This is a genomic window from Cyanobium sp. NIES-981, from assembly GCF_900088535.1.
In the GTDB taxonomy this organism is placed as follows: Bacteria; Cyanobacteriota; Cyanobacteriia; order PCC-6307; family Cyanobiaceae; genus NIES-981.
This window is the reverse complement of sequence record NZ_LT578417.1, coordinates 897,312-912,176: the sequence shown is the minus strand read 5'-3', so window position 1 is coordinate 912,176 and position 14,865 is coordinate 897,312. Positions and strand designations below refer to the sequence as shown.

The 14,865-nt window shown below is 71.4% G+C and carries 14 protein-coding genes; 8 read left to right on the top strand and 6 right to left on the bottom strand.

Annotated features, from left to right (window positions below; translation table 11 throughout):
• Positions 1-11: 11 nt before the first annotated feature.
• From CBM981_RS04650 to CBM981_RS04640, 3 genes are all read right to left on the bottom strand, one after another.
• Positions 12-1,034: a transglycosylase SLT domain-containing protein gene (locus CBM981_RS04650; protein WP_087067453.1), complete on the bottom strand. Its 1,023-nt coding sequence runs from the start codon at positions 1,032-1,034 to the stop codon at positions 12-14.
• Between the two features lie 79 nt (positions 1,035-1,113).
• Positions 1,114-3,309 carry a catalase/peroxidase HPI gene (gene katG / locus CBM981_RS04645; RefSeq protein WP_087067452.1) on the bottom strand — a complete coding sequence of 732 codons (2,196 nt, stop codon included), beginning with the start codon at positions 3,307-3,309 and terminating at the stop codon, positions 1,114-1,116.
• A 130-nt stretch (positions 3,310-3,439) separates the two neighbouring features.
• Entirely contained in the window at positions 3,440-5,233 is a 1,794-nt protein-coding gene (locus CBM981_RS04640) for a mechanosensitive ion channel family protein (protein ID WP_087067451.1), read from the bottom strand.
• 80 nt (positions 5,234-5,313) lie between these two features.
• Between CBM981_RS04640 and def the strand changes: the two genes are divergently transcribed.
• On the top strand, positions 5,314-5,871 hold the full coding sequence (gene def / locus CBM981_RS04635) for a peptide deformylase (RefSeq protein WP_087067450.1): 558 nt from the start codon (positions 5,314-5,316) through the stop codon (positions 5,869-5,871).
• 11 nt (positions 5,872-5,882) lie between these two features.
• Here def and CBM981_RS04630 read toward each other — a convergent pair whose 3' ends face one another.
• Both CBM981_RS04630 and CBM981_RS04625 read right to left on the bottom strand, forming a co-directional pair.
• Positions 5,883-6,401 (bottom strand): hypothetical protein, encoded by a 519-nt coding sequence (locus CBM981_RS04630; RefSeq protein ID WP_087067449.1) that lies wholly within the window; start codon positions 6,399-6,401, stop codon positions 5,883-5,885.
• 122 nt (positions 6,402-6,523) lie between these two features.
• Positions 6,524-6,964, bottom strand: coding sequence for an Hsp20/alpha crystallin family protein (locus CBM981_RS04625; RefSeq protein WP_087067448.1), 441 nt, complete (start codon positions 6,962-6,964; stop codon positions 6,524-6,526).
• A 696-nt stretch (positions 6,965-7,660) separates the two neighbouring features.
• On the opposite strand from CBM981_RS04625, the gene CBM981_RS04620 reads away from it, so the two are divergent.
• The 4 genes from CBM981_RS04620 (at position 7,661) to CBM981_RS04605 (ending at position 10,628) form a co-directional block, all read left to right on the top strand.
• Positions 7,661-8,905, top strand: coding sequence for a retropepsin-like aspartic protease (locus CBM981_RS04620; RefSeq protein WP_087067447.1), 1,245 nt, complete (start codon positions 7,661-7,663; stop codon positions 8,903-8,905).
• Positions 8,906-8,986: 81 nt separating this feature from the next.
• Positions 8,987-9,583: a cation transporter gene (locus tag CBM981_RS04615; RefSeq protein ID WP_087067446.1), complete on the top strand. Its 597-nt coding sequence runs from the start codon at positions 8,987-8,989 to the stop codon at positions 9,581-9,583.
• A 20-nt stretch (positions 9,584-9,603) separates the two neighbouring features.
• Positions 9,604-9,861 (top strand): hypothetical protein, encoded by a 258-nt coding sequence (locus CBM981_RS04610; RefSeq protein WP_157665334.1) that lies wholly within the window; start codon positions 9,604-9,606, stop codon positions 9,859-9,861.
• A gap of 68 nt (positions 9,862-9,929) precedes the next feature.
• The gene (locus CBM981_RS04605; protein WP_087069201.1) at positions 9,930-10,628 is read left to right on the top strand and encodes a putative 2OG-Fe(II) oxygenase; all 699 of its coding nucleotides are present in this window, start codon (positions 9,930-9,932) and stop codon (positions 10,626-10,628) included.
• A gap of 15 nt (positions 10,629-10,643) precedes the next feature.
• Here CBM981_RS04605 and CBM981_RS04600 read toward each other — a convergent pair whose 3' ends face one another.
• Positions 10,644-11,963, bottom strand: coding sequence for an MSMEG_0569 family flavin-dependent oxidoreductase (locus tag CBM981_RS04600; RefSeq protein ID WP_225867536.1), 1,320 nt, complete (start codon positions 11,961-11,963; stop codon positions 10,644-10,646).
• 167 nt (positions 11,964-12,130) lie between these two features.
• Between CBM981_RS04600 and CBM981_RS04595 the strand changes: the two genes are divergently transcribed.
• Genes CBM981_RS04595 through CBM981_RS04585 form a run of 3 tightly spaced genes read left to right on the top strand, consistent with a single transcriptional unit; the run spans position 12,131 to position 14,841 of the window.
• Positions 12,131-12,613 carry an MSMEG_0572/Sll0783 family nitrogen starvation response protein gene (locus CBM981_RS04595; RefSeq protein ID WP_087067444.1) on the top strand — a complete coding sequence of 161 codons (483 nt, stop codon included), beginning with the start codon at positions 12,131-12,133 and terminating at the stop codon, positions 12,611-12,613.
• Positions 12,614-12,638: 25 nt separating this feature from the next.
• The gene (locus CBM981_RS04590; RefSeq protein WP_087067443.1) at positions 12,639-13,706 is read left to right on the top strand and encodes a Nit6803 family nitrilase; all 1,068 of its coding nucleotides are present in this window, start codon (positions 12,639-12,641) and stop codon (positions 13,704-13,706) included.
• Entirely contained in the window at positions 13,699-14,841 is a 1,143-nt protein-coding gene (locus tag CBM981_RS04585) for an MSMEG_0568 family radical SAM protein (protein WP_172820815.1), read from the top strand. The genes CBM981_RS04590 and CBM981_RS04585 overlap by 8 nt, the downstream gene beginning before the upstream one ends.
• Positions 14,842-14,865: the final 24 nt, after the last annotated feature.

The window sequence follows — 14,865 nt, the reverse complement described above, 5'->3', positions numbered from 1 at the left end:
TCTGACGGGGCTCAGTAGCCCGAGGAGCCCGGCGGCGGCGCGCTGGCGGGTGAGCGCTGCAGGAAGGCCGTCACCGGGATGCGCTGGCTCTGGTCGTAGCCCACCGGCAGCCAGAGGTCACCGGCGGCGGTGCCGAAGTGGATCTCCCAGTGGTAGAGGCCGAGGTAGGCCCGCGGATCCTCCTTGATCAGGGAGGCGTAGTGGAGCACGGCCCGGCCGTAGTGGTCGCTGTTGTTGTAGCCCCAGAGGCCCTTGCGGATGTCCTGCAGTCCGCCGCGGCGCACCAGGTAGCGGGCGGCCGCCTGAATGGCGTCGTGGGGGTCGCGGATGTCGCCCTTGCCGATGCCGCGCTCGCTCCAGGTGGTGGGCAGGAACTGCATCGGCCCCTGGGCATTGGCCACCGACACGCCGTCGATGCGGCCCATGCCGGTTTCCACCAGATTCACCGCCGCCAGCACCTCCCAGGCGATGCCCGTGGCCGCTTCGGCCTTTTTGTAGTGGCCGATCAGGACCTCGGGGGGCTCGGGCGCGATGATCCGCCAGGCCGGCAGGGAGGTGGGCTTGCGGCCGCCCCTGTGCATGGCCAGGAATTCCCGCCGGGCGGCGAGATGGCGATCGAAGACGCTCTGCCAGCGCGGCGGCAGCTCCCGGCGCACCTGGGCCGAGAGCTGCGGCTTGTGGGAGAGCACCCGGTAGATCACCTGCTGCTGGTGGCCCAGATCCGGCAGCTCCGCCGCGGGGGTGCCCGGGGAGCGGATGGCGGCCTCCACCCGGGCCAGCAGGGCGGCCAGCTCGCCGGGGTCGGCGGGCACCAGCGGGTAGTGGCGGCCGTCGGCGGTGCGGCTCAGCCCCGGAGCACTCGGCAGCAGGGCCGTGGTGGTGGGCGGGGCAGCCTGGGCGGGCTGGAGGTTCGGGGTTGACTCCCCAGAGGGCAGGGTGGCCGCCAGGTAGGGGTGCAGCCACGCCCCCAGCCCCCCCAGGGCCAGGGACACGCCGAGGACGATGCCGGGACGGCGATGGGCGGGCCGGGGCATGGCTGGGCTGCTGCGTGGGCCAGGCCAGGCTATGGCCCCCGGCCGGCAGGGTCTCCGGCCATCGGCCGCAGAGCAGGCGTCAGTGGAGGTCGAAGCGGTCGAGCTCCATCACCTTGCACCAGGCCGCCACGAAGTCGGCCACGAACTTCTCCGCGCCATCGCTCTGGGCGTACACCTCGGCGATGGCCCGCAGCTGGGAATTGGAGCCGAACACCAGATCCACCCGGCTGGCGCTCCAGCGCAGGGCGCCGCTGGCGCGGTCGCGCCCCTCGAAGCTGCTGGCCGCCTCGCTGGTGGGCGTCCACACCGTGCCCATGTCCAGCAGGTGCACGAAGAAGTCGTTGCTGAGGCTGCCGGGCCGCTCGGTGAACACCCCATGGCTGGAGCCGCCGGTGTTGGCGCCCAGCACCCGCAGGCCGCCCACCAGCACGGTCATCTCCGGAGCGCTGAGGCTGAGCAGCTGGGCCCGATCCAGCAGCAGCTCCTCGGCCGGCACGGCGAAGGAGCGCTTCTGGAAATTGCGGAAGCCGTCGGCCTGGGGTTCCAGCACCGCGAACGCCTCCACATCGGTGAGCTCCTGGCTGGCGTCGGTGCGGCCGGGGGTGAAGGGCACCGCCACGGCGTGACCGCCGGCGCGGGCGGCGGCCTCCACGGCGGCCGCGCCCGCCAGCACGATCAGATCGGCGAGGGACACCCGGGTGCCGTCGCCCTGGCCGGCGTTGAAGCGCTGCTGGATGCCCTCCAGCACCGCCAGCACCCGGGCCAGCTGCTCGGGCTGGTTCACCTCCCAGCCGTTCTGGGGCGCCAGGCGGATCCGAGCGCCGTTGGCGCCGCCGCGCTTGTCGGAGCCGCGGAAGGTGGAGGCGGAGGCCCAGGCGGTGGCCACCAGCTCGGGCACCGTGAGCCCTGAGGCCAGCACCTCGGCCTTGAGCGCCGCAATGGCGGCTTCCTGGATCAGGGGATGGTCCACCGGCGGGATCGGGTCCTGCCAGAGCAGCTCCTCGGCGGGCACCTCGGGGCCGAGGTAGAGGGCCTTGGGACCCATATCCCGGTGGGTGAGCTTGAACCAGGCGCGGGCGAAGGCATCGGCGAAGGCCTGCTGGTCCTGGTGGAAGCGGCGGGCGATCGGCTCGTAGAGCGGATCGAAGCGCAGCGAGAGATCGGCGGTGGTCATGATCGGCGGGTGCCGCTTCGCCGGGTTGTGGGCGTCGGGGATGAGGTGCTCCTCGCGCACGTGCAGCGCCTGCCATTGCCAGGCCCCGGCCGGACTCTTCACCAGCTCCCAGTCGTAGCCGAACAGCATCTCGAAATAGCCCCGGTCCCAGGTGGTGGGGTTGGGCTTCCAGGCCCCTTCGATGCCGCTGGTGATCGCATCGGCTCCCTTGCCGCTGCCGTGGCGGCTCCGCCAGCCCAGGCCCTGCTCCTCGAGGGAGGCGCCCTCGGGGCCCGGCCCCAGCAGATCCGGATCGCCGGCGCCATGGGCCTTGCCGAAGGTGTGGCCGCCGGCCACCAGGGCCACGGTCTCCTCGTCGTTCATCGCCATGCGGGCGAAGGTCTCGCGCACATCGCGGCCGGAGGCCACCGGATCGGGCTGGCCGTTGGGGCCTTCCGGGTTCACGTAGATCAGCCCCATCTGCACCGCCGCCAGGGGACTTTCGAGCTCGTGGGTCTCGCTGTGGCGCTCATCGCCCATCCAGCTGGTCTCGCGGCCCCAGTAGATGTCCTCCTCCGGCTGCCACACGTCCACCCGGCCGCCGCCGAAGCCGAAGGGGGTGAAGCCCATCGACTCGAGGGCGACGTTGCCCGCCAGGATGATCAGGTCGGCCCAGGAGATGCGGTTGCCGTAGGTCTGCTTGATCGGCCAGAGCAGCCGCCGGGCCTTGTCGAGGTTGCCGTTGTCGGGCCAGCTGTTCACCGGAGCGAAGCGCTGGTTGCCGGTGCCGCCGCCGCCGCGGCCGTCGCCGGTGCGGTAGGTGCCGGCGCTGTGCCAGGCCATGCGGATGAACAGGCCGCCGTAGTGGCCCCAGTCGGCCGGCCACCAGTCCTGGGAGTCGGTCATCAGGGCGTAGAGATCGCGCTTGAGGGCGGCGAAATCCAGCTGACCGAAGGCCTCGGCGTAGTCGAAATCGGCCCCCAGGGGATTGGAGGCCGGCGCGTGCTGGTGAAGGATGCCCAGGTTGAGCTGCTGGGGCCACCAGCGGCGGTTGGGGGCATCGGCGTGGGCCGTGGCGGCCCCGCCCCGTGCCGCGAAGGGGCAGCTGCTGATGGCGGTCATGCGGAAGCGGTCATGCTGGGTGGTTCAGGGGGTGGCGGTCCTGCGGATCTCTGCCCTGCGGGGGCGGTTCCCTGCTCCTCCTGGACCGTAATCAGCCCCCGCGGGACCGGGATCAGGGCGTCACATCCCTTCAGGGCGCCAGATTGGTCTGCCGCGGTGTGCCCAGCCGGATTCCGGCCTGGCGCAGGTTCTGCAGCAGGCGCAGGCGGAACTCGCGGCTCACGTCCCACTGGCGGCCGGGGGCGGTGTCGATCCAGGTGGTGATCGCCACCCCGGCGTGGCTGATGGCATCGATCCCGAGCACGGCCGGGGGCGCCAGGATGCTGGCCGCCCAGTCCGGATCCCGGTGCAGCGCGTCGCCGGTGGCACGGGTCACGGCCAGGGCCTGCACGGGGTCGGCGTCGCAGTCCACCTCCACGCTCACGTTCACCCGCGACCAGTTGCGGGTGAGGTTGTTCACCTGGGTGATGGCGCTGTTGGGAATGGTGATGAACTCCCCGGCGGGGCTGCGCAGCTGGGTGACCCGCAGGTTGAGGCTCTCCACCAGACCCACGGCGCCGGCGGCGCTGATCACATCGCCGATGGCGAACTGATCCTCCGCCAGGATCAGGAAGCCGTTCACCAGGTCGCGGATCAGGTTCTGGGCGCCGAAGCTGATCGCCAGGCCGAGCAGGCCGCCGATGGCCAGGATCGAGCTGCTGGGCACCCCCAGCACCCCCAGGCCCGACAGCACCCCCACCAGGGCGATGAGCACCACCAGCATGCCCTTGGTGGCATCGGTGATGGTGGAGAAGCGCAGCCGCAGCCTGCGGCTCTGGTCGGCGGCACCGCCCTGCACCGGATGGCGGGCCTCCCAGCGCGCCTCGAAGCGATCCAGCAGGCGTGAACAGAAGCGCATCGCCAGGGTGGTGCAGAACCACACCACCAGCAGCTTCAGCGGCAGGCCGGCGAAGTCGCGGCTGAACATGGCCAGCCCCGGAAACTGCCGCAGCAGCAGGTAGGTGCCCACGTACCAGAGCAGCAGCACCGCCCAGAACAGCAGCCACTGCAGCAGGCCCCAGCCGTTCAGACGCCGCTTGATCGGCAGGCGGTCCAGGGTGGCCTCCACGAACTGGTGGCGGCCGCGGAACAGCGCGTCGGGGCCATCGTTCCCGCCCTCCTGCGGCGGCGAGGGGGCCTCCTGCTCGGCCTGCTCCCGCATGGCCTGCAGCCTGTTCTGGAGCACCAGCTGCCGCCGGGCGATGCGCCGCTTCAGCAGAAGGATCACCCAGGTGGCCGCCACCATCGCCAGCAGGATCCGCACGAAACGCCAGAGGCTGCGCCTGAGGTTCTCCGGCTGCAGGCTGATGTCGTAGTCGCGGACTTCCTTCTCCAGTTCCCCGCGCCAGCGCTTGGCCAGCTCCTCCACCGCCACGCCATGGAAGGTGGCATCGGCGCCGGTCACAGAGGCCAGCACCATGGGGCGGGGGTGCTCCTCATCCCGCACCGTGATCACGGTGACGTTGTTGAGCCTGGCCGTCTCCACCCGCAGGCTGTCGTCCCCCATGCGCCGCTCCAGCGCCGCCAGCTCCAGCCGCGCATGGATCTCCCGGGCCCGCTGCTCCACCGGAACGGCTCCGTCCGGCGGCTGGTTGCGGTCGTAGACGGTGGGGGAGGCGATCTTGAACAGCTGCCGGCCGTCGATCGGGGAGGTCACGGCGGACACCTCGATGTCGCCGAACCGGTTCACCCCGTCCGGGATCACCCGGCCGTTGGAGCCGGTGAGGTTCTCGCCCAGGCTGATCTGGCCGTGGGCCGGCGCGACCGGCGGCAGGGCCGGCGCGAGGGCGAGCAGCAGGGTGAGCAGCGCGGCCAGGGCCAGGCTCACCACCGTTCTGGATCCGGGGAAGCAGTTCCGTCGGTGGATCGGGCGGGTCTGCACCATGCTCCGGACGCTGTTGCGGGGATGGTTGCACAGGTGGCCAGGGCGGTTGGGCAGGCTGGGGCGGTGCGCGCGCGGTTGCCATGGCGATTCGAACGGTGCTCCGCCTCGGCGATCCCCGCCTGCGCCGGGTGGCGGCCGCGGTGCCTGCCGAGGCCTTCGGCACTGCGGAGCTCGGCGCCCTGCTCGCTGACCTGCGCGACACCATGGCCGCCCGCGACGGGGCCGGTCTGGCGGCGCCCCAGATCGGGGTGCCGCTGCGGCTGGTGATCTTCGGGGTCACGGCCAACCCCCGCTATCCCGAGGCGCCGCCGATCCCGCAGACGGTGCTGATCAATCCGCTGATCACCCCGCTGGGCCCAGACCGCAGCAACGGCTGGGAGGGCTGCCTGAGCGTGCCCGGCCTGCGCGGTTCGGTGCCCCGCTGGAGCCGCATCCGCTACGAGGGGCTCGATGCCGAAGGGCGCTCCCTGAGCCGGGAGGTGGCGGGATTCCATGCCCGGGTGGTGCAGCACGAGTGCGACCACCTCGACGGGGTGCTGTTCCCCGACCGGATCGAGGACCGCACCGCCTTCGGTTTCACTGACGAGCTGGCGGCGGCGGGGCTGCTGGCGGCAGGGCTCTCTCCGCCAGAGCAATGATGGGGCCGCGCTCAGGCAGCCGGGGCCGCGGCCGCAGCGCCGCCGCCGTCGACGAAGCGGCGCAGGTTCACACCGGCGTCGAAGGCGGCGCGGTTGAGGTTGGCCTGCTGCTCCGGGCTCAACCCGTCCCAGAAGGCGTGGAACAGATCGAGCGAGGCCTTGCCCAGGCCCACCGCTCCCACCAGGGTGAGCGGCAGGGTCATCCAGGGGAACACCAGCAGCACCACCCCCAGAGCCGCACTCACCACGGCGCCCTGCTTGCTCGATTCCCACACCGTGGTGGCGATGGACTGGAGCTGGGTGGCCCGGTCGATCTCGCCGCGGCGGCGCATCGCCTCGGTGCGCATGGCGCTGAGCAGGGCCTGGTAGATCGCGTAGACCGCGATGCCGCCAAGGGTGGATTCGGTGACGAACTCGCCGCCGCCCAGGGCGGTTCCGCTGCCGTTGAGATCGAGCGAAGCCAGGCCTGCCGCCGGGGCGACTTCCCAGCCGGCGCGGGGAATGCGGAAGGGGTCCCGTTCGCGGCCCATCGGGGTGGGATGCAACTGGGCTTCAGTCTGCCCGGTTTTTCCCGCGGCGGGCCTGGCAGCAGAAAGCCCCCGGCGGGAACCGGGGGCGGGATGCTCTCATGACCTGGACCCTGCAGACGGCTTCAGCCCTCCACCTTCACCTTCACCGTGGTGTGGGTCTGGGCCTTGGGAGCCGTCACGGTGAGCAGGCCGTCGCGGTAGACGGCGTTGAGGTGCTGGGCCTCGATCGGGGTGGGGAAGCGGAAGCTGCGGCTCCAGGTGCCGTAGCGGAACTCACTGAGCAGCGGCTCCGGGCTGGCGGGCCGCTCGGATTGGGCGGGGTCGCCGCTGGAGGCCTGCCGCTGGGAGCGGCGTTCGGCGCTGATCGCCAGGGTGCGGTCGGTGGCCTTCACATCGAGGCCGTCACGATCCACCCCCGGCAGTTCGAGGATCACGGTGTAGGCGTCGGCGCTTTCGTGCACTTCAGCGGCCGGCACCCGCTCGCTGCCGTGCAGTTGCTGGGTGAGCTGGTGCTCCAGGCGGTCGAACAGGTCGAAGGGTGTGGTGGTGCGCAGGCTCAGCATGGTTCTGGTGGCGAAGGTTGGGGTTGTGGCGGGGTCGCATCGCCCCCGTGGCACAACCTTCGCCGCTGGAACATTTCTGCGGTAGCGGGTGAACCGAACGCAAGGATTCGGCCCTCACACCCATGGCCGGCATACCCGAATCTGTGGTGGTGAGAACCGATCTTCCCCGAAACAGAGCCGCCCCACAACAGAGCTTTGCCAAAACGCTTTGCCAAAACAGAGCCCGGAGCGTGGGCCCCGGGCTCTTGTCTGCTCAGCCGTGGTGCCCGTTACGGGAACGGGGCGCAGCTGCGCGGTCGGTGGATCGTCAGATCGCTGTGGATATTGGAGTTGTGGGGGCGGAGCTGCTGGCGCTGGCACCTGGGGCCATGGGTCCAGGAGGACGTTCCGTTGGAATCCGGGGCACCTGGGAGCAAGGTCGAGGACTTGCCCGTGAACGGCGCAGTGGACGGCGAAGGCTGGAGAAAAAGAGAGCGGAACTGCTCAGACAGCCTGCGACAGGCCAGGAACGTCAGTGATCCGTTGAGAGTGTTGGAGCAGGGGCCGGATCGTCAGCGCGCTCCTGCTGTCTGCTGCGGGGGGGTGTCATCCATCCGTGGAGCCTCCGAATCCCGATGTGTCCACCCTCGTTGAAGAGGCCTGGCGGGGCAATGGGTGTTTCTGCCTGTTCCCGCAGCACTCCCAGCCAGCCCCCTGATGGCCGGCAACCCGCTGCGGCAGGATGGCGGTCCGGTGCCGGGCTGTGATGTGCTGGGCCTGACGGCACTTCCAGTTGCGGCCCTGATCCAGCTCCGTGGCCCGGCCCTTCAGCCCGGCGTGTTCTCCGGCGCGGGGATCCTGCCCTTGGAGCGGGCCTTGGGCGGCGATACCCCGGTGCTCAGTTTTCACACGCTCGGCCAGGGCCAGGGCCAGGGCGGGTCGGCGGGGATGCCCGTGCGCCTCCTGCTCGACACCGGCGCCTCGTCCAGCCTGGTGTCGCCCGCCCTGGTGGAACGGCTTGGACTGGCCAGCACGGCCATTCCCCCGGCTGCCTTCGGTCTGGCCGGGGCCGGCGTGGGGTGCGGGAGCCTGATGCCGCGCCGCAGCCGGCTGCCTCCGCTGCGGCTCGACAGCCCGGGGGGCGGACACCCCAGCGCTCTGCCCACCCTGCGTGGCGCCGACGTGCTCGTGCTGCCGGTGGGCGGCCTGCCGGCCGATGTGGACGGGGTTCTCGGTGCGCCCCAGTTGCGGCAGCTGCCGTTCTGGGTGGATCCCCAGGGCGGCCGGCTGGCCTTCGGGCCAGCGGCCCTGCAGCTGGCCGCTGCAGCCTCCGGCCGCGGTGAGGCGCAGCCCACCACCCACACCCTGCGCTGGCAGCGGGGCGTGCCGCTGATGGCCCTGCCCCTCCGCCAGGTCCCGGGGCAGGGGCCAGGGCAAGCGCCAGGGCAAGGCAGCGTGCCGGCCCTGGCCGACACGGGGGCCGAGGGGCTCTTCATGACCCCCCGGCTGACGGCGACCCTGCCGGCCGTGGGGGAGAGCCGGCCCTTGCGGGTGGCGGGGTTCTGCGGCGAACAGCCGGCCAGCTGGACCCTGCTGCTCGGCCCCCACCTGATCCCTCCGGAGCGGAGCGGCGGGCACCCCCCGGCGGTGGTGGAGGCCATCACCACCACCAATCCGGTGTTCGAGACCCTCGGCGTGGAGGCGATCGTGGGGCAGTCCCTGCTGCGATTCCACCGCCAGCTCTGGCGCCTGGATGCCACGCCTCCGTCGCTGAGCCTGTGGCCCTTGCTGCCGCCGCAGCGCCGTGCCGCTGCCGTGCTTCAGCCGATCGGCATCAGCACCCGGGCGAAGCCGAGGGCGAGCACGATCTGGCGGATCGGGACCCCGAACACGGTGGAGACAAGGTCGATCGCCAGGGTTCTGAGCACGGCCGTGGAGTGTACGTCTGTGAAGCGTTGCTAAGAAACGTAACACGTCTTCTCAGGCTTGCCTCCCCTGGCTTCGCCGGGGCCGAGTCTTCAGGGCCGGCCCTGGAGGCTGCGCATGGCCACCACCTGCGGTTGTGGGAGCGACGGGGCCGAGCGCCTCGAGCGCGGCACGCTCCAGTGGCTGCTGGCGATCAACGGGGCGATGTTCCTCGTGGAGCTGGTGTTGGGCCTGTGGGGCCAGTCCACCGGCTTGATCGCCGATGCCCTCGACATGCTGGCCGATGCCGCGGTGTATGCCCTCAGCCTGCTGGCCGTGGGCCCGGGAGCCGGGCGCCAGCGCAGGGCGGCCCGCCTGAGCGGCTGGCTGCAGCTGGGGCTGGCGGTTCTGGTGCTGCTCGATGGGCTGCGGCGCTTTCTGCAGGGCAGCGAACCGATGGGGGTGCTGATGGCGGCCGTGGCCGGCCTGGCCCTGGCTGCGAACCTGGTCTGTCTGGCGCTGTTGCAGCGCCACCGCCATGGCGGGCTGCACATGCGGGCCTCCCTGATCTTCTCCACCAACGACACGATCGCCAATGCCGGGGTGATCGTGGCCGGGCTGCTGGTGGCCCTGCTGGGCAGTCCGCTGCCGGACCTGCTGATCGGCCTGGCCATCAGCCTGCTGGTGCTGCGCGGCGGCATCCGGATCCTGCGGCAGACCGCTGCTAGCACGTGAAGGCCAGCAGCCCCCTGTCCGTGACCACCACCAAGCGGATCACCATCACCGGCATCGCCATCGAGGTGCCGACCGAGCCCCCCTCGCCGGACCAGTGTCCCGTGCAGAGCAGGATCGAGTGCAGCTACGGGCTGTGGAGCATCGATGTGTGGCAGGGGGGTGAGCGCTGCGCCAGTTACGGGCCCGAGTCGTTCACCACTGCGCTGGTGCGCGCCCTGCTGCGGGAGGATCTGGGTGAGGTGACCCCCGACCAGGTGGTGCTGCGCTGGGTGGACTGAGGGTCTGCCCGACCCCGCGTCGATCTGCAAGAGTCGGCGCGGATGCGACCTTGCGGATGGCCACCAGCATGGAGGTGCTGAGCCTCTTCCCCCGCCACCTGCTCAAGGGGGTGCTGGCGCCGGAGCAGCTGGGCGGGCTGCAGGCCCTGGCCCGCACCGTGCTGGCGGAGCCCGCCCTGGCGCCCGATGCCTCGGCGAAGCTGGCCGGCCAGCTCTCGCTGCAGCGGGAGCTCGGGCCCCAGTACCCCGAGGTGGTGAGCCTCTGCGCCGACGTGCTGCTGCCGGCCTGCGAGCGCTGGATCCGCCACGTGATCGATCAGCAGCCCCCGGAGGCCCACGGCCCCTGGGCGCGGGGCCGCTACCGGCTGCAGATGATCGACATCTGGCTGAACGTGCAACGCGCCGGCGACTACAACCCCACCCACACCCACGGCGGCGCCTTCTCCGGGGTGGTGTTCCTGGAGGTGCCCCCGCAGATCACGGCGGAGCGTTTCGACGGCCAGCTCTGTTTCTACGGCCCCGAGGACTGGCACATCCAGAGCTTCCGCACCGGCATGGTCCATTACGTGGTGCCCGTGCCCGGGGAGTTCTACGTGTTTCCGGCCTGGCAGCCGCACTCGGTGGCGCCGTTCCGGGGGGAGGGCGAGCGCCTCTCGCTGGCCTTCAACGTGGTGGCGGTGCCGCCCCAGCCCGCCCCAGCCACGCCAGCGCCCGGGGGCAATGTGTCCCTGTCCACCAGCCGCCGCAAGCCGGGCGGCTTCCGCTGATCCCGGGAGCTCCGCTCAGGAGCCCAGCAGGGCCGTGCACTCCAGCCGCTCGTGGCGGATGTCGGTGAGCTGCAGCCGCAGCCGGATCGTTTCGGCCAGGTGGTCGGCATCCTCGGCCACGCCGCCGAAGCGGCCGGAGCCCCAGGTGTGCAGCCAGGGCAGACCCAGGAAATAGAGGCCCGGGCTGGGGCTCACGCCCCGGTCATGGGCGGGGTGGCCGCTGCCATCGAACACCGGCACCTCGATCCAGCTGAAATCGGAGCGGTAGCCGGTGCACCAGATCACGGCCGCAAGGGGTTCCCCGCCCAGATCGAGCTCGTCCCCGGCGCCGGCGGGGGGATGCCAGCAGGGCTCGTAGGGCGGCTCCTCCGGTGCCTCCAGCCCTGCCCGCTCGATGTAGCTGTCGATGCTGGCCCGGATGCGGGCGTACACGGCATCGGCCTGGTCGAGGCTGGCCGCCAGGTCGCCGCCGAAGCGGATGCGCTGGGGGCCGAGCTCCTGCAGCCGCCCGTGCAGCACCATGCCGTTGCTGGCATGGCGGCGCAGGTCGATCTCCCGGCCCCCGTCGCGGCCGGTGAGGTAGTGGTTGGTCTTGCCGCGCACCACCCGCGGGTCGGGGTGCTCGCTGATCGGCATGGAGTAGTAGCCCATGCGATCGAGCCAGTCCACCACGTCCTTGCCGCGGTAGCGGCGCGGCGAGCGGGGGGCCGACCCCACGCTCAGGTGCACGCGCCGCCCGGCCAGGAAGAGATCCTCGGCGATCTGGCAGCCGGACTGGCCGCTGCCTACCACCAGCACCGCTCCGGCCGGCAGCTGGTCGGGGCGCCGGTAGTCGCGGGCATCGAGCTGCAGCACCGAGGCCGGCAGGCGCTGCGCCTGGGGATGGCGCCGCGGGGTGTGGTAGCCGCCGGTGGCGACGATCACGTGGGCCGCCTCGATCGTGCCGTCGCTGGTGCTGAGCACGTAGCTGCCGCCCTGCTGGGCCAGCCGCTCCACCTGCACCCCTTCGCGCACATCGGCGCCGATGGCGGCGGCGAAACGGCGCACGTAGGCCACGATCTCGTCGCGGCCCATGAACCCATCGGGGTCCTCGCCGTCGTAGGGGAAGTCGGGCAGGCGGCACTGCCAGTTGGGCGTGACCAGGCAGAAGGAATCCCAGCGCTGCTGCTCCCAGGCGTGGGCCACGCGGTGGCGCTCCAGCACCAGGGGGCGGATGCCGCGGCGCTGCAGGCAGGCCGCCGCCGCCAGGCCGGCCTGGCCGCCGCCCACCACCACCACAGCACGCTGTTCGACCTCGTGCTGGTCGGCGGCCTGCGACTCGGGCGAAACCTGCACGGGCGGAACCAACACATCCAGGCCACCACCTTCGTTCCATCCGGAGTTGGGGCTGGTAGCCGATGCCACCGGGGGCTGGCCTGGATTTTCGTCACATCGGTCACATAAATTAAACGTGAAGCTGTGGGACGGTCGGCGCTGATCTAGCCTTGCGGCCGCCACCCTCCATGCCTGAAGTCACCCGTCCCGCCAACCAGCCGGGAGAGTTTCTCGTTGACTACGAGGAGAAGGTCTTTCCCGATGTCAAAGCGGAGCCCGGTGAGAAAGCCCTGGTCACCTTCCACACCGTGGCCTTCGAAGGTTCGATCGGCCTGGTGAACCTGCTCCAGGCCAGCCGCCTGATCACCAAGGGCTTCGAAACCTCCATCCTGCTCTATGGCCCCGGCGTGACCCTGGGCGTGCAGCGGGGCTTCCCCAAGCTCGGCGATGCGGCCTTCGACGGCCATCTCAACTTCAACGCCCGCCTGCAGAAGTTCATGGGGCAGGGGGGCAAGGTGTACGCCTGCCGCTTCGCGCTGCAGGCGCTCTACGGCCACGGCGAAGGCGCGCTGATCCCGGGCATCACGCCGATCAACCCGCTCGATGTGCTCGACATCGTGCTGATGCATCGCAAGGAAGGGGCCTTCATTCTCGACACCTGGACCCTGTGACGTCCGTTCCCTCCCGATGATGTCCATGGCCCGATCCATCACCGTTGCCGCGGCGCAGATCCGTCCGGTTCTGTTCAGCCTCTCCGGGTCCGTGGCGCGGGTGCTGGCGGCCATGGCCGAGGCGGCCGAGGCCGGGGTGGAGCTGATCGTCTTCCCCGAAACCTTCCTGCCCTATTACCCCTACTTCTCGTTCGTGGAGCCGCCGGTGCGGATGGGGGCCTCCCATTTGCGCCTCTACGAGCAGGCGGTGGTGATTCCGGGCCCGGAGATCGGGCAGATCGCCGCCGCGGCCAGCCGCCACCGCCTGCACGTGTTGCTCGGGGTGAATGAGCGGGAGGGCGGCAGCCTCTACAACACCCAGCTACTGATCGACGCTTCGGGCGCCGTGGTGCTCAAGCGCCGCAAGATCACCCCCACCTATCACGAGCGGATGGTGTGGGGCCAGGGCGATGGTGCCGGCCTGCAGGTGGTGCCCACGGCCCTGGGTCGCATCGGGGCCCTGGCCTGCTGGGAGCACTACAACCCCCTGGCCCGCTTCGCCCTGATGACCCAGGGGGAGGAGATCCACTGCGCCCAGTTCCCCGGCTCCCTGGTGGGGCCCATCTTCTCGGAGCAGACCGCCGTGACCCTGCGCCACCACGCCCTCGAGGCCGGCTGCTTCGTGGTGAGCTCCACCGCCTGGCTGGATCCGGCCGACCATGCCGCCATCACCCCGGACACCACCCTGCACAGGGCCTTCCAGGGGGGCTGCCACACGGCGGTGATCAGTCCGGAGGGCCGCTACCTGGCCGGGCCGCTGCCGGAGGGGGAGGGCCTGGCCATCGCCACCCTCGACCCCACCCTGATCACCAAACGCAAGCGGATGATGGACAGCGTGGGCCACTACAGCCGGCCCGACCTGCTGGGTCTGCGGCTGAACGCCACCCCGGCCACCCAGGTGGAGCCGACGGCGCCCGTCCTTTCGGCGGCGGTGCCCCCCCCGCTGTCCCCCCCGGACTCCCTGCCGGACGCTCTGCCGGATTCCTTTCCGCCGAGCCCTCCCGCGGCTGCGGAACCCGCGGCGGCGGCCCGGGGGAGGCAGCTCCATGGCTGAGCGCTCCGGCAGCGAGGCCTCCAGCCCGCCCCTGAGCGGCGAGCAGCTGGGCCGCTTCCTCACCGACCTGCAGGTGCAGGGGGTGGTGGACCCCGCCGTGGCCGGCAATCCGGGGCGCCGCGGCGGGGCCGGCCCGTCCGACCACCGGGCCCTCACGATCGCGGGCACCACCGTGATGGTGCCTGTGTACAACGCGGCATCCCAGGACTCCCCTTTCCAGCTGGTCGAGGCGGCCGATGGAGCCGTGGCACTCCAGGACAGGGCCGGCGGCGCCGCCAGCGCGGTGCAGCCGCCGCCGCTGCCGCGCTTCTATGACCTCAGCACCGCCGAGGGGATCCCCTACAGCGCCATCGCCCTGCTGCACGGCCGTGACGTGCTGGCCACCACCCTGCTGCAGACCTGCATCCGCTTCCGCGACCGCAGCCAGTCGTGCCAGTTCTGCGCCATCGAGCAGTCGCTCGAGGACGGCCGCACCGTGGTGCGCAAGACGCCCCAGCAGGTGGCCGAAGTGGCGGAGGCGGCCGTCCGCCTCGACGGGGTGCGCCAGCTGGTGATGACCACCGGCACCCCCAACAGCGACGACCGCGGCGCCCGCCTGATGGCCGAGACGGCCGCGGCGGTGAAGGCCCGGGTGGCGCTGCCGATCCAGGGCCAGTGCGAGCCGCCGGAGGATCCCAGCTGGTACGCCCGCATGAAGCAGGCCGGCATCGACAGCCTCGGCATGCACCTGGAGGTGGTGGAGCCCCAGGTGCGCCGGCGCATCCTGCCGGGCAAGAGCGAGCTCACGCTGGAGCGCTACTACGAGGCCTTCGCCCAGGCGGTGGCGGTGTTTGGCCGCGGCCAGGTGAGCACCTACCTGCTGGCGGGGCTGGGGGACAGCGCCGAGGCGCTGATCGCCTGCAGCGCGAGGCTGATCGACCTGGGCGTGTACCCGTTCGTGGTGCCCTTCGTGCCGATCGCCGGCACGCCGCTGCAGCACCATCCCGCCCCCAGCACCGACTTCATGGTGCAGGTCTACGGGGCGGTGGGCCGGCTTCTCGCTGCCTCCGACATCCGCGCCGAGCGGATGGCGGCCGGCTGCGCCAAGTGCGGCGCCTGCTCCGCCCTCTCCCTGTTCGAAACCGCCGCCTCCTGAGGGTCTGCGCCGCCCCCCTTGTGC